Raw genomic sequence first — 25,929 nt, forward strand, 5'->3', positions numbered from 1 at the left:
TATCTTCTGCGTTTGTTCATGAACACTCCTTTGGCACAGTGTGCCTCTTTTTAGAAGTGTCCGCAGTAACGGGGTAGAACCCGAGTCGATCATGGTGGATTTCACGGAGCAAACGGTACTCATTACCGGCGCGGGCCGGGGCCTGGGTTTGGCCTACGCCCGCTGCCTGGGGCGGCTCGGTGCCCGGGTGTGGCTACAGGACACCGGCGCCGACCGGGACGGCGAGGGCGAGGACCCGGCGGTGGCGCGGGCGGCGGCCCGGGCGTTGCGCGATGAAGGTCTGGACGCGCGCGCTCTGGCCGGCCGATTGGACCATCGCGACGGTTGCCATGCCCTGGTAGAGCGGGTGCGGGCGGAAGACGGTCGCCTGGACGCGGTGATCCACAACGCCGGCTGGGTGGCCTATCACCCGGTGGAGGCGATCACCGAGGACGCCTTCGACCGCATGATGGCGGTGGCCGCCAAGGCGCCGCTGTGGCTGGCCCAGGCCGCCTGGCCGGTGATGAAGGAGGCCGGCGGCGGGCGGCTGGTGTTCACCACTTCCTGCCGGGCCTTGTATCCCCAGTACGTGCAGCAAGGGCTGGCGGCCTACGCCGCCGCCCGCATGGCGGTGGTGGGCCTGGTCAATGTGCTGGCGGCGGAGGGCGCGGCCCATGGCATCCGCGTCAATGCGCTGTCGCCGGTGGCCAAGACGCGCATGTGGGGCGTGGAGGGCGAGCCGGATGAGCTGCGCCCGGCGGAAGTGGCGCCGGGGGCCGCGTTTCTGGCGTCATCGGCCTGCCCGGAGGGCGGCTGGATCCTGCGCGCCGCCAACGGCCAGTTCCACGCCACCCGGGCGGTGGAGGCGACGGGCGTGGATTACCCCCGGGATTTGCGCGCGGTGCCCGCCGCCGGGGTCGAGAAGATCGCGGCGGCCTGGCCGCGCATCGCGGTGCCGGCGGTGGAGCCCCGCTAGCGGCGTGCCGATGCTAGACTGCGCCGATCACGATCCGACACGCGGAGCGCCCGGTGCTGTTCAAGGAAAAACTGCTTCTCTCCAACTGCGATTCGGTGAAGCGGCTGCCCGCGGAGCAGCTTAAGAAGCGCTTCCTCACCGGCATGGCCTTCGGTGACGGCGTGGTGCTGTCGCCGAACATGCTGATTGATAACCGCGGCTTCGAGACCCTGCTGGCGCGTCGCAACGTGGTCAAATACCTTAACGAGGAAGGCCATGGCAAGCTGGTGCTGCGTGGCTTCGGCCTGGGCGGCGCCTTCTCCCTGCGGGACTACTATCATGCCCTGCCTCCGGGTTTTATCTTTTCCAGTCTGAAAGGCGCTCCCACCAAGGCGACGCTGAGCCGGGCCCAGGAAACGGATTTGCTGGCCCGCGTGGCCGCCACCCAAACGGCTCTGGACCGGCTTGGCTATGCCGTGGAATCGGTGCACCTGGAGCCGGACAGTCTGGCCGGGGAGATCCGCCGGCGGCTCGCCGACGACGACTGCATTGGTCACTTCTTCACCCACGCCGATGAACGGGCCGCGTTCCTGGACGCCGCCGCCGGCCGGGTGTCGCGCTCCGACTGGTACGTGTTCGCCGACGGCTATTTCTCCGGCCGGGACGAGCAGGGCGGTACCCGCTTCAAGGCCGAGGTGATCGACCCCGCCTACAACTCCCTGTTCGCCCTCCAGGGCGAAGGCTTCCTGCAGGACAACATCAAATACATAGGCGCCGTGCCGGCGATGATTCTGGACGCCGGCGTGGCCTATAAATCCCTGCGCGATGAAGTGGCGCTGATCGAATATTCATTGAAGCTGTTCGAAATCGTTTCGACACTGGGTACCACCGAACTCTACAAATGGCTCACCGATCAGGCTCTGGATTATCTGGAGGACAAGATGACCGAGCGCGGCCAGGATTATTTCACCCGCCGTAACTGGTTCGGTCTGTACCGGAAAATGCGCACCGCCATCGGCTTGGAGATCAAGTGAAAACCGTCTACGAAAATCCCTGGTTCGGCGTGATTCAAGACGGCCGTTTCCACTACATCAAGGAAACCGGTGCTGACAACGGCGCCGTGGTGCTGGCGCGTCAGGGCGGCGACTTCCTGTTCGTGCGCGTGCGGCGCCCGGCCCACGGCGGCACCTTCATCGAGGCGCCCCGGGGCTACGGCGAACCGGGGGAAAGCGCCGCCCGCTGCGCCGCCCGGGAATTGCGCGAGGAAACCGGCTTCGCGATGGCCCCGGATGCTTTGGTGGCGCTGGGTTGGCTCAGGCCCAATTCCGCCATCCTGGCATCCAGCGCCCAGGCATTTTTCGCCGAGATTCCCGGCGATGCGGAGCCCGCCGCCACGGACGGCGAAACCGAAGGCCTGGTGCGAATTCCCGAGGCCGATCTCCCGCGCGCCCTGGCCGACGGCCGCCTCGGCGACGGTTTCACCCTGGCGGCGCTGGCCCTGTTCTGGGCGCTCAGGCCGGGTGACCGGCCCGGCGCTGGTTGACCACGCACAGGCCGACGACGATGGCGGCGGCGCCCACCCAGAACAGGGCGTTCTGCCGCTCGCCCAGCAGCACCACCGCGAACACCACGCCGAACAGGGGCGCCAGGAAATTCATGGCGGACACCTGGGAGGTGTAGTGGCGGCGCAGCATGGCGAAGAACACCAGGTAGCTCAGGAACGCCACGCCCACGGTCTGGAACGCCAGGGAGGCGATCAGCGCCGGGCTCCAGTGAACGCTCCAGCCACCGTCCGGCACCAGGGTGGCCAGGCCCAGCAGGGGCACCGAGCCGAACAACTGGTGGAACAGCACCACCGGTGCGTCCAGGTCGCGCAGGTCGGTGGCACGGATCACCAGTACGGTGGCCGCCCAGCATACCGCGCCGGCGAAGCACAGCAGGTCGCCGAGCACGGTGGCGGCGCCGCTGCCACTGGCGCCGGAGAAGGCGGTGATCGCCACGCCCAGGAACGCGAACAGAATGCCCAGCACCTTGAAGCGGCGCACCGGCTCGTCGCGAACGATGTACATGGCGCCCAGGGCGATCATCATCGGCGCGGTGTAATAGATCACCGCGGCGTGGGCGGCGCTGGTCAGCGCCAGGCCCAGATACAGAAAGCCGAAATCCAGCGCGAACAGCAGCCCAAGAACCATGGACGGGCCGGTGGGCGCGCGGAACGGGTTACGGCGCTGGCCAAGAAACCACAGTGCCAGCAGCAGGGTGCCACCCAGCGAGCGCAGGAAGGTCTGGGTCAGCGGCGCCATGTCCGAGACCACCGCCTTCACGGCGGTTTGCTGGGCGCCGAAGGCGGCGAACACCAGGATCAGAATGAGGATGGCGCGGGACGTCAGCGGTTGAAGCGGCATAACACAATCAGGCGATGGCGGCGGCCGGTGCCGGCCGCTCGTGGACGAACAGATGAGCCAGGGCGGACAGCACCCCCAGCGCGATGGCCAGGTACCATATCTGGTCATAGCTGGCGAAGCGATCGAAGAATACGCCGCCCAGCCAGACGCCGGCGAAACTGCCCAGTTGGTGGCTGAGAAACACGAAGCCGAACAGGGTGCCCATGGCGCGCGGCCCGAACTGGGTGAGCACCAGGGCGCTGGTCAGCGGCACCGTGGACAGCCACAGCCCGCCCATCACCAGGGCGAAGATCATCACCGAGGCCGGCGTCAGCGGCAGCGTGATGAAGATCAGGATCACCAGGGCGCGCAGCGCGTAAATGCCGGCCAGCACATAGGGCTTGGGAAAACGCATGCCCAGCCGTGACGCGAACAGGGTGCCGAAAATATTGGCCAGCCCGGCCAGTGCCAGGGCCTGCAGCCCCAGCGCGCGCAGTTCCGCCGGCGAAGCGGCGGACACGCAGAAGTTCTGCACATAGGTGGGCAGGTGGGCGGTGATGAACGCCAGGTGGAAACCGCACACGAAGAAACCGGCGTTGAGCAGCAGGTAATCCCGGTATCCGAAGGCGCCGCGCACCAGGGCGGGCAGCGGCGGCGGCGCGGCGCCGGCGGTGTCGTGCGCCGGCGCCGCCACCCGCAGGCGCGGAATGCACAGGGCCATGGGAACCAGGGTGGCGGTGATCACCAGCAGGGTCATGCGCCAGTCCAGCCATTCGATCAGCCAGGCGGTCAGCAGCGGCAGCACCACCTGGCCGGCGGAGCCCATGGCTGAGGTGATGCCCAGGTAATGGGCCCGCTTGTGCTCCGGGGCCGCCCGGCCCACCACCGCCAGCACCAGGCCAAAGGCGGTGCCGGAAATGCCCATGCCCACCAGCACCCCGGCGCCCAGATGCTGGGCCCAGGCGCTGCTGGCGAACACGCAGATCAGCATGCCGGCCAGGTAGCAGACGAAGCCCAGCCACAGAGCGCGGCGGTCGCCGTAACGATCGGCGAGGATGCCGAAACCGGGCTGGGCCAGCCCCCACACCAGGTTCTGGATGGCGATGGACAGGGAGAACACCTCGATGCGGCCGCCGAACAGCTCATCGGACAGCGGCTGCACCACGCCGCCGAACACGGCGCGCACGCCGAACGCCAGCGCCAGCACCACGCCGCCGGCGATCACGATGGTCCGGGTGTCCCGGAGGCCGGCCTCGGCCCGCTGTTCTGATCCCGTCATGGTGCCTCCCGTTGAAAACCCTGAATACTAGCAGCGCCGGGCGCGGCCCAGAATCGAATAACCCTGAAAGAACGGTTCAGTTGCGCTGAATATGAGCGGCACACCGCCGCGCGCCAGTGTATGCGCCGTGACCGTATCGCCCCGGCGCCTGGTTCCCTCCGTCAGTTACAGGGCCGCGCACGGCGCCCATGATGCCGGGAATCAAGGCAGAGGAGCCGATTATGCAAATCGATACGAGCATGCCGGTGATGGTCACCGGCGCCACCGGTTACGTGGCCGGGCGGCTGGTGGAACGGTTGCTGGAAGAAGGCCTCACCGTACACGCGGCGGTGCGCGATCCGGACAATCCGGACAAGCTCAAATACCTCAATGCCCTCGCCGAGCGCACCCCCGGCGAAATCCGTTACTTCAAGGCCGACCTGCTTCGGCCCGGTTCCTACGCGGACGCCATGGCCGGCTGCTCGGTGGTGTTCCACACCGCCTCGCCGTTCATCACCTCGGTGAAGGACCCGCTCAAGGAACTGGTGGAACCGGCCCAGCAGGGCACCCGCAACGTGCTGGAAACGGTGAACGACACGGAGTCCGTGCGGCGCGTGGTACTGACCAGCAGCTGCGCGGCGATTTACGGCGACAACGCGGACCTGAAAGACACCGCCCAGGGCGTGTTCACCGAAGCGGACTGGAACACCAGCTCGTCCCTGGACCACCAGGCCTATTCCTATTCCAAGACCCTGGCGGAACAGGAAGCCTGGAAGATCGCCGACGCCCAGGAGCGTTGGGACCTGGTGACCATCAACCCGTCCCTGGTGGTGGGTCCGGGCATCAACCCCAACGCCACCTCGGAAAGCTTCAATATTCTGCGCCAGCTGGGCGACGGCACCGCGCGCATGGGCGTGCCGGACATCGGCATGGGCGTGGTGGATGTGCGCGAAGTGGCCGAGGCCCACGTGCGCGCCGCCTTTCTGCCGAACGCCCGGGGCCGCTATATTCTGTCCGGCCACGACACCAGTTTTCCGGAAATCGCCCAGGTATTGCGTCACCGTTTCGGCAAGGACTACCCGCTGCCCAAGCGCACCTTGCCCAAGCCGGCGGTGTGGCTGTTCGGCCCGGTGGTCAACAAAACCCTCACCCGCAAGTACGTGGCGCGCAACGTCAATCTGCCCTGGCGGGCGGACAACCGGCGCAGCCGCGAGGAACTGGGCATTCATTACCGTCCGCTGGAGGAGTCCCTGTTCTCGTTTTTCGAGCAGGTCATGCGCTGATCGCGGGACCCGGGGCCGGGTTCGGAGGATCCGGCACGCATGGGGCAGGATCGGGCAAGCAACGACGCGGGCGCGTTCGTTAGGGTGGTTTTTTACATCGATTTATCCATTCCAAATGCGTGCGTCTCTTTGTTTCCGGTAAGTTGTGTCCAGTAAGGTGGAAACAACGCTGTTCCACACGTACGTCCTCGCCAGCGGGTGCCGTCGACGCGGCCGCCCCGCCAGCCAGAAGGATCGGTGACCATGTCCCAGCACTCCCGTTTCAAAATCACCCGCCGCGCCCTGATGATCGTCGGCGCCGCCTCCGCGGCCTCTCTGGGGCTGCCCCGACTGGCCACCGCTGGTCGCGACGGTGAAAGCCCCACCAGCGCTCCCGCCGCCGATGACAAGGCGGCCACCGCCGAAGTGGCGTTCACCGTCAACGGCGTACCCCGCCGTTTTACCGCCGACACCCGGCTGACCCTGCTCGACGCCCTGCGCGAACAGTTGCAACTCACCGGCACCAAGAAAGGCTGCGACCACGGTCAGTGCGGCGCCTGCACCGTGATGGTGAACGGCCGGCGGGTGAACGCCTGCCTGTCCCTGGCGGTGATGCACGAGGGTGACGAGATCACCACCGTGGAAGGCCTGGGCACGCCGGACAATCTCGACCCCATGCAGGCGGCCTTCATCGAGCACGACGGCTACCAGTGCGGTTACTGCACGCCGGGGCAGATCTGTTCCGCCAAGGCCACCCTGGAGGAAATCCGGGCCGGTGTGCCCAGCCATGTGACCGCGGATCTGAACGCGCCCATGAAGGTGACGCCGGAGGAAATCCGTGAACGCATGAGCGGCAACATCTGCCGCTGCGGCGCCTACGCCAATATTCTCGATGCCGTGCAGGACGTGGCCGGGGGGCAATCATGAGAGCCTTCACCTACGAACGGGCGGAAACCCCGCAACAGGCCGCCATGGCGGCGGCGTCCACGGACCATGCCCGTTTCATCGCCGGTGGCACCAATCTGCTGGATTTGATGAAGATCGAGGTGGAAACCCCGGCCCACTTGGTGGACGTGAACGGCCTGGGCCTGGACACCATCGAGAACACCGACGACGGCGGCCTGCGCGTGGGCGCCCTGGTGCGCAACACCGACCTGGCCGCCGATCCCCGCGTGCGGCGTGACTATGGCGTGCTCAGCCGGGCCCTGGTGGCCGGCGCCTCCGGGCAGCTGCGCAACAAGGCCACCACCGGCGGCAACCTGTTGCAGCGCACCCGCTGCCCGTACTTCTACGACACCAACATGCCCTGCAACAAGCGCCGGCCCGGCACCGGCTGCGCCGCCCTGGAAGGCTTCAGCCGCCAGCTGGCGATCATCGGCGGCAGCGAGCACTGCATCGCCACCCACCCCAGTGACATGGCGGTGGCCATGCGGCTGCTCGACGCGGAAGTGGAAACCGTGCTGCCCAACGGCAACACCCGGGCCATTCCCATCGCCGACTTTCACCGCCTGCCCGGCGATACGCCGCAGATCGATTCGGCGCTGATCCCCGGTGAGTTCATCACCGCCGTGACCCTGCCCCGGCCCTTGGGCGGCAAGCACTTCTACCACAAGGTGCGCGACCGGGCGTCCTACGCCTTCGCCCTGGTGTCGGTGGCGGCGGTGATTCAGCCCGACGGCGGCGGCCGGGTGGCGCTGGGCGGCGTGGCGCCGAAGCCCTGGCGCCGGGAAGATGCGGACGCGGCCCTGCCGAGGGGCGCCAAGGCGGTGATGGCGCGGCTGCTGGATGGCGCCGAGCCCACCCACGAAAACCGTTTCAAGGTGAACCTGGCCGAGCGCACCCTGGCCGCCGTGCTCGCGGAAGCGAAGGAGTAACCCATGCGTTTCGACAAACCCGCCGGGCGCAATCCGGCCGATCGCGGAACCGTGCTGGGCCAGCCCCTGCCGCGCATCGATGGCCCGCTGAAAACCACCGGTACCGCGCCCTACGCCTACGAGCGCCATGACGTGGCCAGCGGCCAGTTGGTCGGCTACCCGGTGGGCGCCGCCATCGCCAAGGGCCGCATCCGTTCCATGGACACCCGCGCCGCCAAGGCGGCGCCGGGCGTGGTGGCGGTGATCACCACCCTGGACATGGACCGGCTGCCCAAGGCGAGAATGAACGTGGCCTACCTGTTCGGCGGCCGCGACATCCAGCATTACCACCAGGCCATCGCCGTGGTGGTGGCGGACACCTTCGAGCGTGCCCGCGCCGCCGCCGCCCTGATCCGCACCGATTACGACGAGGACAAAAGCACCTCCTTCGATCTCGCCGAACAACGCCGCGCCCACCAGGACGACGAGGTGGAACCCATGGCGAAGGTGGGCGACTTCCACCGCGCCTTCGCCGAGGCGCCGGTCCAGCTCGACCAGACCTACACCACGCCGGGTCAGAGCCACGCGCAGATGGAGCCCCATGCCTCCATCGCCGAATGGAAGGACGGCGCGCTCACCCTGTGGAGCGCCAACCAGATGATCGAGTGGAGCAAGCAGGCCCTGGCCAAGGCGTTCGACCTGCCCGCCGAGAAAGTGCGGCTGGATTCGCCCTACATCGGCGGCGGTTTCGGCGCCAAGCTGTTCCTGCGCGCCGACGCGGTGCTGGCGGCGGTGGCCGCCCGGGAAACCGGCCGGCCGGTGAAGGTGGCGCTGCCGCGCCCGCTGATCGCCAACAACGCCACCCATCGCGGCCTGACCATCCAGCGCATCCGCATCGGCACCGATCGGGACGGGCGCATCACCGCCATTGGCCACGACAACACCACCAACACCCTGCCCGGCGGCGACGGCGAGAACGGCGCCGCGCCCACCCGGCACTTCTACGCCGGCGCCAACCGCCTGCTGGTGCACCGGCCCCTGGAAATGCACCTGCCGGAAAGCAACGCCATGCGCGCCCCCGGCGAAACCGCCGGCCTGATGGCCCTGGAAGTGGCCATGGACGAAATGGCCGAGAAGCTGAACATGGATCCGGTGGCGTTCCGCGTGCTCAACGACACCCAGGTGGACCCGGACAATCCCGAGCGGCCCTTCTCCGAGCGGCATTTCGTGGAATGCCTGGAACGGGGCGCCGAGCGTTTCGGCTGGAATGAACGCAACCGCAAGCCCGGCGCCCGCCGCGAGGGCCAATGGCTGATCGGCCACGGCGTGGCCGGCGCCTACCGGGGCGCGCCGGTGCAGGCCTCCGGCGCCCGGGTGCGGCTCAAGCCGGACGGCACCGTGCGCGTGGACACCGACATGACCGACATCGGCACCGGCTCCTACACCATCATCGCCCAGACCGCCGCGGAAATGCTCGGCGTGCCCCTGGACGCGGTGGACGTGGGGCTCGGCGATTCCGATGCGCCGGCCTCCGCCGGCTCCGGCGGGCAGTGGGGCGCCGCCAGTTCCACCGCCGGCGTCTACGCCGCCTGCGTGGCCCTGCGCAATACCATCGCCGAGCGCCTGGACGCCGACCCCGAGGACCTGAGCTTCGCCGACGGCCAGGTCCGCCACGGTGACCGGCGTACGCCGCTCACCGAGGTGGGCGGCGGCGAGGAGCTGGTCGCCGAGGACAAGATCGAGTTCGGCGACTTCCGTAGCAAGGAGTACCTGCTCGCCACCTTTGGCGCCCACTTCGTGGAAGTGGGCGTGCACGCCGCCACCGGCGAGATCCGCGTGCGGCGCATGCTGGCGGTGTGCGACGCCGGCCGCATCCTCAACCCGGTCACCGCCCGCAGCCAGGTGATCGGTGCCATGACCATGGGCGTGGGCGCGGCCCTGATGGAGGAGCTGGCGGTGGATACCCGCTACGGGTTCTTCGCCAACCACGATCTGGCCGGCTACGAGGTGCCGGTGCATGCCGACATCCCGGAGCAGGAAGTGATCTTCCTGGAAGGCGAGGACCCGTACTCCACGCCCCTGAAAGCCAAGGGCGTGGGCGAGCTGGGCATTTGCGGCGTCAGCGCCGCCGTGGCCAACGCGGTCCATAACGCCACCGGTGTGCGCGTGCGCGACTACCCGGTGACCCTGGACAAGCTGCTCGACGGGCTTCCGGAGGTGGTCTGAGACCATGCCCACCGAGCCGCCACCGCCGGGCACCGGCGCCCTGTTCGAGGCGCCCGCCGCCGTGCCCCCGGCGGTGCGGCCGGCGGCGCCGGACCCCGCCCTCGCGCCCCTGGCCGCCGCTCTGCCGGGACGGCTGTGGCTGGGCACCTCTTCCTGGCATTACCCGGGCTGGGCCGGTCTGGTCTGGGACAAGCTGTATGACGAGGGCCAACTTTCCCGGGAAGGCCTCGACGCCTACGCGCGCCATCCCCTGTTCAACGCCGTGGGGCTCGACCGGGGCTTCTACCGGCCGCTTTCCGTGGCGCAGTACGCCGACCACGCCGGCCAGGTGCCGGCGGCTTTCCGCTTCGTGGTCAAGGCGCCGAGCCGCGTCACCGACGCCCTGCGCCGGGGCAGCGGCGGCCAGGGCCTGAAAACTAACCCGGATTTCCTGGACGCCGGACTGGCCTGGCGGGACTTCCTGGCGCCGGCGGGGGAGGGGCTGGGCGAGAAACTCGGCGCCCTGGTGTTCCAGATCAGCCCGCTGCCCGGCGCCTGGCTGGGCCGCATGGCGCCGGTGATCGAACGTCTGCACGGTCTGTTGCGCGGCCTGCGGGCCCGGGCGCCGGCCACGCCGCTGGCGGTGGAGGTGCGCGATCCGCACTGGCTGACGCCGGACTTCGTGGCCGCTCTCAAGGACACCGGCGCCACCTACTGCCTGGGCCTGCACGGCAAGATGCCTCCCATCGCCGAGCAGCTCCCGGTGCTGCGCGCGCTCTGGCCCGGCCCGCTGGTGTGCCGCTGGAACCTGAACCTAAGGCACGGCGCCTACGGCTACGAAGACGCCCGCGACCGCTACTCGCCCTTCGACAAGCTGGTGGATCCGGACCCGGACACCCGCGCCGCCCTGGCGCGGGTGATCGCCGGCACGGTGGGCGCCGGCCGGCCCGCTTTCGTTACCCTGAGCAACAAGGCGGAGGGCAGCGCGCCGCGCTCCGTGGCCGCCCTGGCCGAGGCGGTACTGGCCGCCGCCGCCCGCCGCTGAGCGCCGCCATGGTGTTCGGCTGACGTCCTTTCTCGCTTATTTCCCACAAACCGGCGGGCCCTTGTCCGACTCCGCCGCCAGGGGCCCCTGCGTACAGTAAGGGCTGGACGGCCCATTCATCGGGATGGGGTTTTATTTGTACGCAGGGAGCGTATAGTATGCGAGCGGTATTCGTGGAGTTGACGCCGTTCCGGCGCCACCGGGCGGCGTATCTGGACGAGGACACCTACTGGCTGCTGCAGCGGGTTCTGATGCTGCATCCGGAGGCTGGCCCCCGGATGCCGGGCACCGGCGGATTGCGCAAGCTGCGTTTCGTGGATGAACGGCGCGGCAAGGGCACGCGCGGCGGCTTACGGGTGATCTATTACTGGTGGCCCACGGGCGCTCAGTTCTGGTTGTTCACGCTCTACGGCAAGGACGAGGCCGACGATTTGACGCTGGCCGAGCGTCGCGCGCTGAGACGCCTGCTGAAGGCGGAGTTGATGGCGAGGCGTAAATCAGACGGGAGGATCATGACATGAAGCGGGATCTGTTCGCGGAATTGAAGGAAGGCTTCCAGGAACTGGAGGCACAGCGCCAGGGCAAGCTCACCCTGCGCGGCCAGGAAGCCCGGCTGGCGCCGGTGGCGGCCATCGACGCCGGCGACCTGCTGGCCCTGCGCGAGCGCCTCAATCTGTCCCGGGCGGTGTTCGCCATGTACCTGCGCACCAACCCACGCACCCTGGAGAACTGGGAGCAGGGCCGCGCCCGCCCCAACGCCCAGGCCGCCACCCTGATTCGCCTGATCGAACGCTACCCGGACACCCTGGAGCGCCTGGCCGGGCTGTAGTCTCCGTCCTGATTGTTTGAGGCGCTGCGCGTCAACGGCGGCGTGCTCCGGTCGGTGGCACGGGGCGGGGCGGCGGTGTAACGTCGCTTCCTTTTCCAAGGGGGAAGCGCATGAACTCCGTCAGCAAAGCGGCGACGCTGCTCGCCGCCGTGTCCCTGAGCGGTTGCGCCGGCATCGTCGGCGGCGAACTGGCGCGGGTGGATCAGACCTCGGTGACGGTGCCGGTCTGCGACGCCGACACCGGCCCCACGCCGTATTATTTCGAGCTGGACGCCGCCGCCCGCAATGACTACCTGGACGACAACCCGGCCGGCAGCCTGTCCGGTTTCACCCTGGGGCTGCTGCCCACCTACTGGCTGTCGCCGCTGAAGGCGGAAGCCCGCCTGTACCACCGGGGCGAGCGGATCGACACCTACCAATACTCCGCCCGCGTGCACAAGTTCTACGGCTTGCTCTGGGCCCTGCCGCTGATCCCGGTGAACGCCATGGTGGCCGATTACAACCAGGTGCCGGCCAACGAGGGCGTGGGCCTGGCGGTGGGCTGGATCATCCCCGAGAAAGCCGCCGCCCGCGCCTACCTGGACGCCACGGAGGAGCGCGGTCTGGCGCCGGATCAGGTCTGTTACCGGCGCCCCGATCACCGCTATTGAGCCGGCGCATTGAGCGGTCCTCTCGTGTCATGAGACGCATTTCTATATGTAATTGATAACGAGTCGCATTCGTGTAAGATTGCCCCGGTTCGGAACGACCTTCACACAGAGCCGGGGGTAATCATGTCTTTTCTGTACCGATGGGGTTTCTTGGCCATTCTGGGACTGGCGCTGGCCGCCTGTGGTGGCGGTGGCGGCGGTAGTGGCGGCGGCGGCGGCGGGGGCGCCGCCTCCTTCTCCGTTCGCGTCGCGCCTGGCGGGACGGCAAGCCAGGTGCAGCGGGCCGATGTGCTTCTCGTGCGTCTGTCCGACGCGGCACCTCGTGGCACCACCGCCCGCGACCTGTTCCAGGGAGCGGAAATCGTGCGGATCGGCTTGCCGGAGGGCAACGGCCGCTACCGTTTCACCCTGCCTTCCGGTAACCGCGACGGCCTGGTGGTGCTGGCCCAGCGGATCGTCGACGGCGGCCTGGCCGTGGGCCGCGGCGTCGAACTGTACGCGCCGCTGAACCTGTTCGCTGATGGGCAAACGGTGGTGGCCTCGCCGGTGAATACCCTGGCGCTGCTGCGAGCCGGGGACACCGGTGCCGCCGCCCTGGACACCGCGCGGCGTACGCTGCTTTCGGCGCTGTCCGGCCGGGACGACCAGGACCCGCTGGCGGCTCTGCCGCTGCTGGCGGCCCTGTCCCTGGGGGATTACCTGGACAACTGGCCGTCCACCCTGGCCCAGGGGGCACCGGATCTGCGTGCCCTGCTCAGCAATCTGGACCTGGAGCAGGCGCCGGAAATCTACCGCGAGGAACTCAACCTGCGCCGCGCGGTGGCACTCGGCGTGCTCGACGCCAGCGCGTCCCTGGATGGCGAGGCCCTGGCGGCCCGCGTCAATGAAATCGAGTTCGTGGAGCGTTCCGCGGCGATTCTGGATGCCAGCGGCACCGCCTACGGCGAGAGCTACCTGGAGGGGCTCGCCGAGCCGGTGGTGGCCGCCCTTGGTGGTGCCTCCATTGGCGGCGGCAAGGGCGTGGGCAATATCCTGCGCTATCTGGTCAATACCCATGAGTTGAACGGTGCCCTGACGGAGCCGTCGCCGGCGCCGGCCCTGGTGTCGACCATCCGCGGCGACGCCAACCTGGCCACCCTGGCCGCGCGCAGTGCCGCCATGCCGGTGAGCGTGCCGCTGCTGGAAGGGGAATTGCTGGGCATGGATTCCGAGCGCCGCCGACTCTACTACCTGGGCACCGAAGCGGCCCCGGCCAACTTCGTGGCCGATCTGTTCGCCGATGTCACCGATGCCAACATCACCGATGAGGTGCAGGGTGTACTGGCCGCCGGCGCCGCCGGCCAGGGCCAGGTGGACGCGGCGGATTTCCTGGCTCGCACCCAGGTGTTCGGCACCGAGGCCCAGGCCCACGCCTACAAAGACGCCGGCCAGGCGCTGTTGGAAATTGGCAAGACGGATGAGGCCATCACTTTCCTGCGGCGCGGCGTGGAGATCTATCAAGGGCTGATCGACACCAAGGGCGTGGCCAATATGAGCATCGACGACGTCACCTTCCTGCAGACCACGATCGGTTATCCGCCGTCCGACGGGCTGTTGGGCGCCGGTGATCAGGAAGGCGCGGACCGCGCCACGGCGCCCCTGAACGCCTTCTTCGACGCGTACGGCAACGGCGCCTTCACCGGCGCCCTGGGCCGGGCGATCACCGCCTACTGGCGCGTCACCGATGACCTCATGGACCAGGCCCTGGCCGCCAACCTTCAGGACCCGGCCCTGAACCGCGCGGCGGAAGCCGCCGTGGACCGGCTCGCCGAGGTGGTGCGCAGCGTGGAAGCCGCCCAGGCGGCCAGCACCCGGCGCTGCGAAACCTACGACGGCGATAGCTATTACGCCGTGCGAGCGCTGTATATGCAGCGGTCCATCGCCTATTACGCGCAGCTGGGCCGTAAGCAGAAGGCCCTGGACGTGGTCAACAACGACCTGCCCTTGATTCGTACCAATGATCACGCCCGCTGCTGGGCGGAAGAGTACTACGACGACATCGCCGTTTCCCTGGTTCAGCTCGGCGCCGCCGAGGAAGTGGAAACGCTGCTGGCCGGCATGATTGACGGGGAAAAACGCCAGGCGGCCCGGACCAGCATTGTCGTGGCCGAGGCCGGCGTGCTGCTGGAGCGGGGCGAAGTGCAGGAAGCCATCGACCGGGTGCGCGCCAACACCGAGGGGGCCGAAACCCTGATCGAGCTGCTTTATAACAACAGCCATCCGGGGGAACGGGGGTTGGCCGGGACGCTGCTTGATCAGCAGCGCTACGCGGAGGCCAAGCAGGTGATCGACGCGGCCTGGGACTATGTCCGCTCCAGCGAGTACCAGGACCACATCGACGAACAGGGCCCGGAAGCCTACGACCAGACCTACTTCGTGGTGGGCCTGGGCCGTTTGGTGCGCACCTACGCCCTGGCCGGTTACCCGGACGACGCCGATGCCGTGCTCGCCTACCTGAGCGATGTGGTGGAGGAACGCTTCACGCAAAACACCGCCCAGCGGGCCCTCGGCCACTATGAACTGGGCCGCGCCCTGTTCGCCGCCGAGCGTGCCGGGGAGGCCAACGCGGAGCTGATCGCCGCCCGGGATATTCTCGACGGACTGTCCCCGGCGAACGACGCCCGGCTGGAACTCCTGGAGGACATTCTCCAGTTCCAGGCGGAAACCGGGGATTTCTCCGAAACCGGCTTCTTCCGCACCCTCTCCCTGTTGCAAGACGGAGCGGATGCCCTGTGCTGCGAGGGTGTCGGCGACGGCCAACTCGCCGAGCGCCGTGTTCAACGGGCCCAGGTGTACACCGCCCTGGTTCGGGAAGGAGAGGAAGCCGTTTATCGCCTGCGGGAACGCTTGTGGCGGGCCCAGGTGGCCGGCGAACCGGTGGCGGCCGCTCAGAGCACCCTGCGCCAGGCCCTGGCGGAGAGCCGGGCACTGCTGACCCCGGCGGTGGACGCCGCTTTTGCCCTGGCCGATTTCGACGATACCGACACGCAGCTGAATATCCTGTTCGCCAGCATGGCCAGCCTGGATGCCCGCGAAGCGCTGCGCACCGCCGCCGCCCGGGTGGCGACGCCGGCGGACCGTAATCCGCTGCTGGTGAACGCCGCCAAGTCCTGGATGGCGAGCAGACCCTATACCAACCACGGTGACTTTCCGGCTTTCCGCACCAACACCGATTATCCGCGCAGTACCCTCCTGGTTTTGAGCGAGGCGCCGGCCCGGGTGGACAGCGACGACGATGGCCTGCCGGACTTCTATTCCCTGGCCGCCGCCAACGCCGCCACCTTCGGGCTGGCGCTGGACCCGGACATGGACGGCGACGGCATCGCCGACACCTCGGACCGGTATCCGCTGGATCCGCAACGATGAATCGGGCTGTTTTCCACGCCGCCGGGCGCGTGCTCGGCGGCGCGTCCCTGCTCTGCCTGGCCGGGCTCGGCCACGCGGAGGAGGCGGCGTCCGACGATTCGCACACGGTCATGCCGGTGGAGGTGAAAGCCACCCGGGACGCCGCCACCTTCGGCAAGACCACGGTGTCGGAGACGCAGGTGGAGCGGCTCGACGACGGCAGCGGCGATCTCAACCGGCTGCTGCGCAACCTGCCCAATGTGCAGTACGGCGAGGACCTGAACGACGCCTACGACCTGGGCGAGATCAAGCCGTCGGACATCAGCATCTCCGGGGGGCGCTTCTACGAGAACCATTTCTCCCTGGACGGCGTCTCCACCAACAGCATGCTCGATCCCGGCGGCCAGGTGGCCACCAACAGCGTCAACGACGTGCCCGGCTACGCCCAGAGCCAGTTCATCGATCCCAGCCTGATCGGCGAGCTGGAAGTGTTCGACGCCAACGTGCCGGCCCGCGTTGGCGGGTTCACCGGCGGCGCGGTGCTGGCGCATACCCGGGCCCCGGCTTCCCAGAGGCGTTTTTCCGCCTTCTTCAGCGGTACCGGCGACAGCATGAAGCACTTTATTTTCGTGCCGCCGCCGCCCTCGGATCCGGTGAATGGCGAGGAACCGGAGGTACGCGGCGAGCCGGAATACCGCAAGTTGCGCTACGGCATCACCGCCGATCAGCCGGTGGGGGAGAACAGCGCCCTGATGCTGTCGCTGTCCCGGCTGGAGTCCACCATCCCGGTGACCAGCCTGGCGCGGGCGGAAACCCAGAGCCGCGCCAACACCAATATGCTGCTCAAGGGGCGCACCCTGCTGGGGGAGTCCGACGTTACCTGGTCGGCCAACTACACGCCCTACGAAGCCAACAACCTGATCGAGGATGTGCGCGGCAGTGACTTCACCCTCACCGGCGGCGGCTTCGGCACCCAGATGGATGTGTTCACGGACACCGCCTGGGGGCTGCTGAACAGCAAGGTGTATTTCTCCCACAGCGAGAACAACCGGGAGGCGCCCAAGGATTTCTACAACTGGATGACCTCCAGCGCCGGCCCGGACTGGGGCGAGCGCATCTACAGCCTCAACAGCCGCGAAGGCGGTTACGGCGATCTGGATAAAACCCAGCGGGAAATGGGCACGCGGCTGCGTCTTCTGCGCCAGCAGTGGGGGGGCGAACTGGACCTGGGTTTGTCGTTCAACGCCCTGCGCGCGGAATATGAGCGCGCCGCGGACGCCTATGTGTTCGGCAGTGGCAAGATCGACGATCGTACCCGCTGCGTGGGCGGTGATGTGTCCGCCTGCATCGAGCGCAACCAGGCGCTGTACTCGCGCAGCGTCTACCCGGAGGACAGCGCCGTCGCCGACCTGCACGAGCTGGGCCTGTACGGTGAGTGGACCCTGGACCGGCGCCGCTGGGGCCTGCGTCTGGGCCTGCGCGCGGACGTGGACGATTTCCAGGAAAACCTGAACCTGGCGCCGCGCACCCTGTTTTACTACCGGCCGGCGCCGCGCGTGTCCCTGAGCCTGGGCGCCAACCGCTATTACAGCCGGTCGCTGCTGGCCTACAAGCTGCGTGAAGCGCGCAAGCCCTACTACACCGAGTACCGGGAAGCCCAGGGCGGCACCGTGGGCGGCGAGCCGGTGGTGCTGGTGGGCGACAACTGGCAGAGCACCGCCGCCGCCGGCGACCTGATCTACCGGGGCTCGGTGTCGGATCTGGAAACCCTTATTCCGATGAAGTCTCCACCGGCGTGGCCTTCCCGCTGCTGGGCGGCACCCTGGGCCTGCGTGGCCTGTACCGCGAATACCACGATGAATTCGCCCAGGACCGCTCGGCGCCGGACCCGGACACCGGCTTCGTCACCCTGTCGCCGAACAACGCCGGGGAAGGGGAGTACCGCAGCCTGGTGCTGGGCTGGTCGCGCACCGTCTGGGACACCGACATCGGCCTCAATGTGACCTGGAGTGAAACCGAGCGCTCCAACAGCAGCTATGACGCGCGCTCCTCCTCGGCCTACCAGGACCAGCAAGTGATCTACAACGACGAGCTGGTGCGCCTCGGCGAACTGGACGTGGTGAGCGACAATTTCGCCCGACCCTTGGTGGCCAACCTGACCCTGAGCCGGGAAGTGCTGCCGCGCTTCCGGGTGTCGCTGACCGGCCGCTACCGGGATGCCTACGACAACCTGGAGGACACCGGCCGGCAGGAAGGGCGTTTCGTCCAGGAATGCCCGGGCTGTGAGTCCACGCTGCAGGGCGTGCCGGTGTACGGCGCCGTGGAACGGCCCTCCACGGTGCTGTTCGACGCCAAGCTGGCCTACAGCCACCGCCTGGGATTCCGCCAGTGGCTGGATTTCGAGCTGATCCTGGACAATGTGTTCGACCAGCGCACCCATACCGCCACCGCCACCCGGCCCTATGAATCCGGCATCGGCGCCTGGGCCCTGGTGCGCTACCGCTACGGCGAGGAAGGCCGTTAGTGGTGGCGCGTGTTCTGCTGCTGTGGGGGCTGCTGGTACTGGGGGCGCCGGTTCTTGCCGAGGAGCCGGTGCCGCTGGCGGCCTACCGGGGGCCGGTGAGCGGCTGGCCGGCGCCGGAGGTGGACGAAGGCGTGGCCTGGGTGGAGCTGGCGGCGCTGCCGGAACCGGACGTGGACCCCATGTGGACCGCGGAAACCCGGCTGGGCCGCCTGTTGTTCTTCGATCCCTGGTTGTCCGGTTCCGGGCAGATCAGTTGCGCCAGCTGCCATGATCCGGATCTGGCCTGGACCGACGGCCGGCGGGTGCCGTTCGGCCACGACCGGATGCCCGGCACCCGCAACACGCCCAGCCTGATCAACGTGGGCTACCTGGATACCCTGATGTGGGACGGCCGCGCGGACAGCCTGGAGCAGCAGGCGGGCCTGCCCCTGGTCAGCCATGTGGAAATGAACGCGCGGCCGGACCGGGTGGTGGCGCGCCTGGAACGGGATCCGGCCTACGCGGACTGGTTCACCGATGCCTTCGGCGACGCCGACATTACCTACCCGCGCATCGTCGCCGCCCTGGCGGACTTTCAGCGCCACCTGACCACCCGCCGCACCCCCTTCGACGAGTTCATGGAAGGGCGCCGGACCGCGTTGGACGATCAGGAAATTCGTGGCCTGCACTGGTTCCGCACCCAGGGCCGTTGCATGAACTGCCACCATGGCCCGCTGCTCACCGACCAGGCGTTCCACAATCTGGGGCTCAATTTCTACGGCCGGCCGCTGCAGGATCTGGGGCGCTATGCGATTTCCGGCGAAGCCGGGGATGTGGGCCGCTTTCGGACCCCGCCGCTGCGTGGCGTGGCCTATACCGCCCCCTACATGCACAACGGCATGATCCCGGCGTTGCGCAATGTCTTGCTGTTCTACAACAAAGGCGGCGCCCATCCGCCCAAGGGCGAGGAACACCGGGACGCCCCCCTGTTCCCTTCCACCTCGGACCATCTGCGGCCACTGCATCTCAGCGAGGCGCAGCTGGCCGATCTGGAAGCGTTCCTGCGGGCGCTGTCGGTGAAGCCCAACCGGCTGCCCATGCGTTTCGAGCAAACGCTGCGCGACCGGGCCCGCCGGCGCGCCGATCAGGCCGGGTCCCAGCCGCGTTAAAAGCCATGGGGAAGGGATGGGGCGGGGGCATCGCCGAGCAACGGTTGATGGTAATTGCTTTTCAGAACGTGAATCACGCCGGTTTTGCTTTGACAGAGTCTCGTTTAACGACAACCATGGAGTTGTCGGGTGTCCGGCTGTCCAGCGACCCATCAACTATGACCAGACACAAAGAACGTGGCGTGGTGTTCCCCGCCACCGATGACATGTCCCGGCTCCCGGGTTTGAGCTCGGTTTCGCCGTCCCTGCTCGAGGATATTTTCAATCAGCTTCCGGAAGCGGTGGTGGTGGCTGACAAGGCCCGCTACGTGATTTATATCAATCCCGCCGCGGAACGGTTGTTCGGCTACACCCGGCCCGAACTGGCCGGCCAGCGGACCGCGATTTTCTATGCCGACCGGCATGATTTCGATGATCAGGGCGAACGCCGATACAATCCGGCGGCGGCCAGCGGCATGGAAGACTACAGAATGTCCTACCGCTGTGCCGATGGCACCATATTCCTGGCGCGCACCTGTGGGGGCGTGATACGCGATCCAAACGGGGAAGCCAGCGGCTATATCGCCTTGATTCGCCCTGCCCGGCCGGCGGAGAAGTCCATCGATACGTTGCAGCGGCTGCACGCCATCAGCGCCAATCCGAACATGGACAGCGACGCCCGTATCCACGCGATTCTGGAGCTGGGGGCGCGCCACTTCGGCCTGCCGGTGGCCATTCAGTCGCGCATCGACGGTGAGGCCTACCTGGTGGAGCAGTGCGTGAGTCCGGACAATAGCTTGTCCCCGGGGACCCGTTTCGAGTTGCCCGGTACCTATTGCGTGCACACGCTCAGAGCCAACAGACCGATTGGTTTCCATCACACCGCGCAAAGCGAAATTCATGACCACCCTTGCTATCGGGATTTTGGTCTGGAGGCTTACCTGGGCAGCCCCATCCAGGTGGATAATCGAGCGTACGGCACCTTGAACTTCTCTTCCCCGGAGCCGTGTGGGCCGTTTTCCCAGGACGACTTGATTTTCATGCAATTGTTGGCGGATACGGTGGGCCACGAGATTCACGAGCGCCAGATGCGTGATCGGTTGAGCGCCTTGGCGCGCACCGATGAACTCACCGGCCTGGCGAATCGCCGCGCGATCATGGAGGTTCTGGAATGGCAGGTCGCTTATTCCCGTCGTTCCGGCTTACCGTTGTGCGTGCTGTCCCTGGATCTGGATTACTTCAAACGCATTAACGACACCTGGGGGCATGCTGGCGGCGACAGCGTGTTGCGCGCCTTCGCCGCCATCCTGCTGAGCGCGCGCCGGGAGGTGGATCGCTGCGGGCGGCTGGGAGGGGAGGAGTTCATCGTGGTTCTGCCGGATACCGGTTTGGCCGGCGGCCGGGCGGTGGCGCGGCGCTTGCGCGACACCATGGCCGCCACCCCCTTGCCGGTGTCCGATGAAGAGAGCATCCCCGTGACGCTCAGCGCCGGTCTCGCTGAACTGGCCCCCAACGATACCGTGACGTCCTTGCTGCGCCGTGTGGATGGGGCGCTTTATGAGGCCAAGAACGGCGGTCGCGACGGCCTGTGCGTGGCGGGCGAATAGCCCGCTCCGCTCGGTAGCATGGCCGCCTTTTCGTGCCGACACCGGAACGCACCATGAGCAGTGCCCGCGAAACACTGGATCTCGACGGCCCGGCGGGCCGTCTCCGCCTCACTCTGGATCACCCGGAGGGCGCGCCCCGGGGCATGGCCCTGGTGGGCCACCCCCAGCCGGTGCTGGGCGGCTCGCCGCGCCATCCGGTGCCCCATGCCCTGGCGCGGGCCCTGCGCGGCGCCGGCTGGCTGGCGGTGCGCCCGGCGTTCCGGGGCGTGGACGGTTCCCAGGGCGAGCACGACGAAGGCGACGGGGAAACCGAGGACACCGGGGTGATGATCGCCGCCCTGCGCCAGCGCTACCCGGCGCTGCCGTTGGCTTTGGTGGGCTTCTCGTTCGGCGCCTGGGTGTTCGCCCGCGCCGCCGCCCGGCTGGAGTCGCCGGCGGACGCCCTGGTGCTCATGGGCATGCCGGTGGGCCGGGTGCCGGACGGCCGCTTCTATGAACCGGTGCCGGTGCCCGCCGGCGCCTTCCTGCTACACGGCGAGGACGACGAGCGCGCGCCCCTGGCGGACCTGCTCGCCCACCTGCGCGAGGCCCGCCATCCGGTCACCGTGTTTCCGGGTACGGATCACTTCTTCAAGGGCTGCCTGCCGGCGGCGTCGCGGGCGGTGCTCGAGCACCTGCGGGCGGCCACCGGGACGTGAAGGCGTAACGTCCCACAATTGATGGACCGCCAGGCGATTCTCGCCCACCATGGGTGACCATGCCCCGCCATGGAGACGACCATGAGCGACCCGGATCATGTCCGCTTCCACGCCCGTTCCGTGGTGCTCGAGCACCCGGACGGCTTCTGCCATTTGCTGGGCTTCGCCGACGATCCTTCCTCGCCGCGGCATTACCTGATGCTGCAGCGGGATTTCGAGCACATCGAGGCGGTGGAGGAAGCGCCGGCTTACTACCTGGAGTGGTGCGGCCCGGAAGGCGGCGGCTGGGGCGGCGTGGAAACCGTCACGCAGACCACCGACAGTCTGGCCCTGACCTTCGAGGCGGCGGTGGCCAGGATGCTCGGCCTGCGCGCCCTGACCATCACCTTCGTCGCCAGTGAGGTGGACGCGGCGGCGCTCTCCGAGGGCCTGCGGAGGATTTTCCAGGGCTGTGGCGCGCGCCTGTCCCTGATCGATCCGGCCTGACATTTTCCCAAGCTTTACAAAGCCTGCCAACGGGATCGCGGGGCAAGCGCCGCTGCATGCGCTACCATCCGCGCATTCCGGTCGGCGGGCATCTGGACCAAGAGCAATCATGAGTGATCAATTCGAAGGCGCCATCGACGGCGCCGTCCGCGGCGAGATTCTGCAACGTCTGCGCGCCGCCGAGCAGGAGCACGACGTGCGCGTGCTGCTGGCGGTGGAATCCGGCAGCCGCGCCTGGGGTTTCCCATCCCCGAACAGCGATTACGACGTGCGCTTCATCTACGCCCGTTCCCGGGACTGGTATCTGTCCCTGGACGTGGAAGACCGCCGCGACGTGATTGAATACGACATCGTCGACGACATCGATCTGAACGGCTGGGACCTGCGCAAGGCGCTGAAGCTGTTGCGCAAGTCCAACCCGTCCATCGTCGAATGGCTGCAATCGCCCATCGTTTACCGCGATGACGGCGATTTCGCGGCGCGCGCCCGGGCCTTGCTGCCCAGCGTCTACGCCGTGGACAAGGGCGTGTTTCATTACCTGAGCATGGCGGACAAGAACTACCACGGTTACCTGAAAGCCAAGCTGGTGCCGCTCAAGAAGTATTTCTATGTGCTGCGGCCGCTGCTGGCGATCCGCTGGCTGGAGCGTTACCGCACGCCGGCGCCCATCGAGTTCGAGCCGTTGCGCGCCCTGGTGGCGGACAACGAGCTCCTGGACAAGGAGATCGGGCGGCTGCTGGCGCGCAAGCAGCGCAGCCAGGAAAAGGAATTCGTGCCGGTGATTCCGGCGCTCAATGACTTCATTGAACACGAGCTGTCGCGCCTGTCCCGCTATCAGGCCAAGGCGGATGCGCCGGACGGCGACCTGAACGCCCTCAACACCCTGTTCCGACATTGCATGGAGGCCCCATGACCGCACCGAGCTGGCGTCTGGAAGACGCCCGGGGAATCGCCGACGCCAACCCCTACACCTTCTACAAGCCGTCGCCGGAGGCCATCGCCGCCCTGGTGCCCGGCGAACGGGCCAAGCTGATTTTCCTGTTCGACGGCGAGCAACCGGACGCGCCCGGCGGTGAACGCATGTGGGTGGAGATCGAGGCCGTGGAGGACGGCGTCTTCCAGGGGCGGCTCGCCAATCAACCGCTTCACATCGAGGCGTTGACGGTGGGCGACCCGGTGCGTTTCCAAGCGTGCCATATCATCGGTGTCAGCGTGGCGGACCCGGTGCCGTCCCTGGCGGACCGCTACGCTCCCCGCTGCCTGATCTCCCGGCGCGCCTACGTGGACGGCGCCGGTGTCGGCTTCATGTACCGGGAAGCGCCCGCCGGCGACGATGACAGTGGCTGGAGTTTCATGAGCGGTGACGAAGACGAGGTCTACCTGGCCGACCCCAAGAACGTCTACAACGTGACCCTGGGCGCGGTGCTGGCCCGGGACGACAGCTTCGTGTCGTTGCTGGATCGGGAGCCGGAGGTGGCCTTCGAGCGCAACGGCAACGGCCGCTTCGTGGAAGTGCCGATGCCGCAATGATCCGGGTTGAACCCGGCGCCGCCTTGCACGGCACCGGGCCGGGTTTTATTCCGCGTTGTTTTCCGCCGGTACTTCCACCAGCACCGCCAGGCCCAGCTCGTCGGGGTCGCCCTGGAGCGGCTCGAAGCGCAGGGTGAACAGGCCCAGGCTGGCGTCCTGGTTGAAGAAGCCGTCCAGCACACTGCTGCCGTCATCGTCCTCCAGCGTCAGGGTGGCGGCACCGTTGGTGGCCAGGTCCACGGAGAAGGTCTCGTCCACCGGGTCCACTTCGGTTTCCAGGTTGGCGGCCAGAGTATTTTTCCTGACTTCATTGATGCTGCCAGACAAGGAGGCCTGGGTGGCGCTGTCCAGGGTCAGGAAGGTGTTGAACTGGCTGGCGAACAACCCCATGCCGCCGCCGGCGGGGTTGCCCTCCAGAAGCACGGACAGCAGCATCAGGCGGTAGCGTTTCCCGGTAATGGCGGGAGTACTTTCAGGAAGCTTCACCATCAGAGTGGTGTCAAACCAGGCGAAGGAGGTGTCCGTGCTGCTTTCAGCATTCATCAGACTGATGAAGTCATACCTTTCATTGATAAAGCCGTCCTCCGCTTCCTCATCGATGGCAAGCACGTCGCCATTACTGTCGATGTCCACCGTCAGGCCAGTCTCGGCTTCGGTGGCGCCTGATTCGTATTGGGTCGTCCCGGAACCGGTCAAGCCCAGCCGGTGGAAGTTACCCGGGACGATATCCAGGGAGCCGTCTCCGCCGAAGCTCACGACATTATTCTCCGCCTCCACCGCCAGGTAGCCCTGTACGCTGAGCTCTGTACCCAGGTAGACACGACCGAAATCGCCGCTCAGGTCGCTATCGGTAAAGTCCGTGGGCGTACGGGCGAATACTTCCAGGGCACGAAAGGCCTCGTCGCCACGCCGGTCCTGCGGGTTTAGAGCGCCGCTTGGCGTTACGCCATAACGCACCGCGGCCTCCTTGGATACATGAAAGAACAGGCCGCGATCCGCCACCCGTTGCAGGTTGTAGACCGCCGGCGGGTAGCGGAATGCGTTTTCCTCATTCACTTCTTCTTCGAGCTCGCCTTCGATGGAGAGGATGCCGGACTCCGTGATCGTGCCCGAGAAGTCTTCGTCCAGTTCTTCCATGCTGGTTTCATAGTGGAGGCCGGCGCTATACAGAGTGGCTCCGAACATCATGGCCTCGGCGCTTTCCTCGTCACTAAGGTTGATGTTCACGGTTCCGTTGTCGCCGCCGCTGAAGGTGAACAGGCTGGTATAGATGTTGGTGGCGAAAGTACCACTGCTCTCGTCATCGCTGTCATGTAGCCCCAGAGAGAAGGCGTTGGCGCGGTACGCACCGGCCACGGCCGCCGCGTTGCCGGTACCATCGTTGATGACCGCCACCTGATTTTCCACCAGATCGCCCACTTCCGCGTCCAACTGTTCGAGCATGTCGGTGAGGTCGGCGCCGGCGGTAAGGTCGAAGTCGTCCACCCGGCCTTTGAGCTTGACCACGTCGTTGACTTCCAGCTCCTCCAGATCCGTGCCCTGGGCGATGAACTCGCGCAGCAGGAATTCCGAAGCCGGGTCGATGTTCACCGCCTGTTCCACCACCTGGGCCCGCATTTCGGCGTTGGGCCCGCTGATGCGCACCACCAGGTTGCCGGCCAGGTTCACGCCCTGGGGCAGGGTCAGGGTGTAATCGCCGGTGGTGGACGTGGTGGTGGTGGCGAGCACCTCGCCCACCGGGTTGCCGTCGTTGTCCACGCGGATCAGTTCCACGGTGGCGCCGTTGACCGGTTGCAGGCCGGTGATCGTCGCCGCCGCCGGCTCGATCAGGAAATTCAGTACTACCCGCAGCGGCTCCGGGTCACGCAGCGTGGCCACCATGCCCGAAGGGGCGGAGGCGGTGCCGGTGACGGTCATGCTCTGACCCTCGTTAGAGGAACCAGAGGACGATGAGGAGGAGTCGCCGCCGCAGGCGGTCAGCATCGCCAGCACGGCCATTAAAGCCAATGAATGAATCAATCTTGTCGTCATGTGAACTTCCCCATTGTTATAGCTTGACGAAAGAAACCCTAGTGTGGCCAATGCGGTCTCACATCCCCCATATGGGGGATGTCAGCTGAGCAGCGACGGTCCATGTCGCCCGTTGGCCTGGA

General features: G+C 67.3%; 22 protein-coding genes. 19 read left to right on the forward strand and 3 right to left on the reverse strand.

The genetic code is table 11. From position 1 onward, the window contains the following. Positions 1–91 precede the first annotated feature (91 nt). From HMJ39_RS17520 to HMJ39_RS17530, 3 genes are read left to right on the forward strand one after another with little or no spacing between them, the layout of a single operon-like run. Complete coding sequence (locus tag HMJ39_RS17520; RefSeq protein WP_161385014.1) at positions 92–955, forward strand: SDR family NAD(P)-dependent oxidoreductase; 864 nt, start codon at positions 92–94, stop codon at positions 953–955. Between the two features lie 53 nt (positions 956–1,008). Next, positions 1,009–1,968, forward strand: coding sequence for a hypothetical protein (locus HMJ39_RS17525; protein WP_194298293.1), 960 nt, complete (start codon positions 1,009–1,011; stop codon positions 1,966–1,968). Next, a complete protein-coding gene (locus tag HMJ39_RS17530) occupies positions 1,965–2,477 on the forward strand; it encodes an NUDIX hydrolase (protein ID WP_194298294.1) in 513 nt (170 codons plus the stop codon). The genes HMJ39_RS17525 and HMJ39_RS17530 overlap by 4 nt, the downstream gene beginning before the upstream one ends. On the opposite strand, the gene HMJ39_RS17535 is transcribed toward HMJ39_RS17530, so the two are convergent. Further along, positions 2,446–3,339 (reverse strand): DMT family transporter, encoded by an 894-nt coding sequence (locus HMJ39_RS17535; RefSeq protein ID WP_194298295.1) that lies wholly within the window; start codon positions 3,337–3,339, stop codon positions 2,446–2,448. The genes HMJ39_RS17530 and HMJ39_RS17535 overlap by 32 nt on opposite strands. A gap of 7 nt (positions 3,340–3,346) precedes the next feature. Beyond that, positions 3,347–4,597, reverse strand: a complete 1,251-nt coding sequence (locus tag HMJ39_RS17540; RefSeq protein ID WP_161385018.1) for an MFS transporter — start codon at positions 4,595–4,597, stop codon at positions 3,347–3,349. 221 nt (positions 4,598–4,818) lie between these two features. On the opposite strand from HMJ39_RS17540, the gene HMJ39_RS17545 reads away from it, so the two are divergent. The 16 genes from HMJ39_RS17545 to HMJ39_RS17620 all read left to right on the forward strand — a co-directional run bounded on the left by HMJ39_RS17545 (position 4,819) and on the right by HMJ39_RS17620 (position 23,776). Further along, entirely contained in the window at positions 4,819–5,859 is a 1,041-nt protein-coding gene (locus tag HMJ39_RS17545; protein WP_194298296.1) for an NAD-dependent epimerase/dehydratase family protein, read from the forward strand. A 243-nt stretch (positions 5,860–6,102) separates the two neighbouring features. After that, positions 6,103–6,765 carry an aldehyde dehydrogenase iron-sulfur subunit PaoA gene (gene paoA / locus HMJ39_RS17550; protein ID WP_194298297.1) on the forward strand — a complete coding sequence of 221 codons (663 nt, stop codon included), beginning with the start codon at positions 6,103–6,105 and terminating at the stop codon, positions 6,763–6,765. Next, positions 6,762–7,712 (forward strand): FAD binding domain-containing protein, encoded by a 951-nt coding sequence (locus HMJ39_RS17555; RefSeq protein WP_194298298.1) that lies wholly within the window; start codon positions 6,762–6,764, stop codon positions 7,710–7,712. Before paoA ends, HMJ39_RS17555 begins: the two co-directional genes overlap by 4 nt. A gap of 3 nt (positions 7,713–7,715) precedes the next feature. Next, positions 7,716–9,917, forward strand: a complete 2,202-nt coding sequence (gene paoC, locus HMJ39_RS17560; protein WP_194298299.1) for an aldehyde oxidoreductase molybdenum-binding subunit PaoC — start codon at positions 7,716–7,718, stop codon at positions 9,915–9,917. 4 nt (positions 9,918–9,921) lie between these two features. After that, complete coding sequence (locus tag HMJ39_RS17565) at positions 9,922–10,941, forward strand: DUF72 domain-containing protein (protein WP_194298300.1); 1,020 nt, start codon at positions 9,922–9,924, stop codon at positions 10,939–10,941. Positions 10,942–11,099: 158 nt separating this feature from the next. Continuing rightward, complete coding sequence (locus HMJ39_RS17570; protein ID WP_161385024.1) at positions 11,100–11,462, forward strand: toxin; 363 nt, start codon at positions 11,100–11,102, stop codon at positions 11,460–11,462. After that, entirely contained in the window at positions 11,459–11,770 is a 312-nt protein-coding gene (locus HMJ39_RS17575) for a helix-turn-helix domain-containing protein (protein WP_161385025.1), read from the forward strand. The genes HMJ39_RS17570 and HMJ39_RS17575 overlap by 4 nt, the downstream gene beginning before the upstream one ends. 110 nt (positions 11,771–11,880) lie before the next feature. After that, positions 11,881–12,420: a hypothetical protein gene (locus HMJ39_RS17580; protein WP_194298301.1), complete on the forward strand. Its 540-nt coding sequence runs from the start codon at positions 11,881–11,883 to the stop codon at positions 12,418–12,420. A 150-nt stretch (positions 12,421–12,570) separates the two neighbouring features. Next, positions 12,571–15,825, forward strand: a complete 3,255-nt coding sequence (locus tag HMJ39_RS17585; protein ID WP_194298302.1) for a hypothetical protein — start codon at positions 12,571–12,573, stop codon at positions 15,823–15,825. Further along, the gene (locus HMJ39_RS17590) at positions 15,822–17,807 is read left to right on the forward strand and encodes a TonB-dependent receptor (RefSeq protein ID WP_194298303.1); all 1,986 of its coding nucleotides are present in this window, start codon (positions 15,822–15,824) and stop codon (positions 17,805–17,807) included. The genes HMJ39_RS17585 and HMJ39_RS17590 overlap by 4 nt, the downstream gene beginning before the upstream one ends. Before the next feature lie 523 nt (positions 17,808–18,330). Then, complete coding sequence (locus HMJ39_RS17595; RefSeq protein WP_323370931.1) at positions 18,331–19,476, forward strand: cytochrome-c peroxidase; 1,146 nt, start codon at positions 18,331–18,333, stop codon at positions 19,474–19,476. A 47-nt stretch (positions 19,477–19,523) separates the two neighbouring features. Continuing rightward, the gene (locus tag HMJ39_RS17600) at positions 19,524–21,062 is read left to right on the forward strand and encodes a diguanylate cyclase (protein WP_161385031.1); all 1,539 of its coding nucleotides are present in this window, start codon (positions 19,524–19,526) and stop codon (positions 21,060–21,062) included. Between the two features lie 53 nt (positions 21,063–21,115). Beyond that, complete coding sequence (locus tag HMJ39_RS19115; protein WP_194298305.1) at positions 21,116–21,760, forward strand: alpha/beta hydrolase; 645 nt, start codon at positions 21,116–21,118, stop codon at positions 21,758–21,760. A gap of 81 nt (positions 21,761–21,841) precedes the next feature. Then, positions 21,842–22,246 (forward strand): Imm10 family immunity protein, encoded by a 405-nt coding sequence (locus HMJ39_RS17610; protein WP_194298306.1) that lies wholly within the window; start codon positions 21,842–21,844, stop codon positions 22,244–22,246. A gap of 109 nt (positions 22,247–22,355) precedes the next feature. Further along, positions 22,356–23,159, forward strand: a complete 804-nt coding sequence (locus HMJ39_RS17615) for a nucleotidyltransferase domain-containing protein (protein WP_194298307.1) — start codon at positions 22,356–22,358, stop codon at positions 23,157–23,159. Then, a complete protein-coding gene (locus HMJ39_RS17620; protein ID WP_194298308.1) occupies positions 23,156–23,776 on the forward strand; it encodes an immunity protein Imm33 domain-containing protein in 621 nt (206 codons plus the stop codon). The genes HMJ39_RS17615 and HMJ39_RS17620 overlap by 4 nt, the downstream gene beginning before the upstream one ends. Before the next feature lie 45 nt (positions 23,777–23,821). Here HMJ39_RS17620 and HMJ39_RS17625 read toward each other — a convergent pair whose 3' ends face one another. Further along, complete coding sequence (locus HMJ39_RS17625; protein ID WP_194298309.1) at positions 23,822–25,807, reverse strand: hypothetical protein; 1,986 nt, start codon at positions 25,805–25,807, stop codon at positions 23,822–23,824. Positions 25,808–25,929 lie beyond the last annotated feature (122 nt).

Source organism: Alloalcanivorax profundimaris (assembly GCF_015265435.1).
In the GTDB taxonomy this organism is placed as follows: domain Bacteria; phylum Pseudomonadota; class Gammaproteobacteria; order Pseudomonadales; family Alcanivoracaceae; genus Alloalcanivorax; species Alloalcanivorax profundimaris.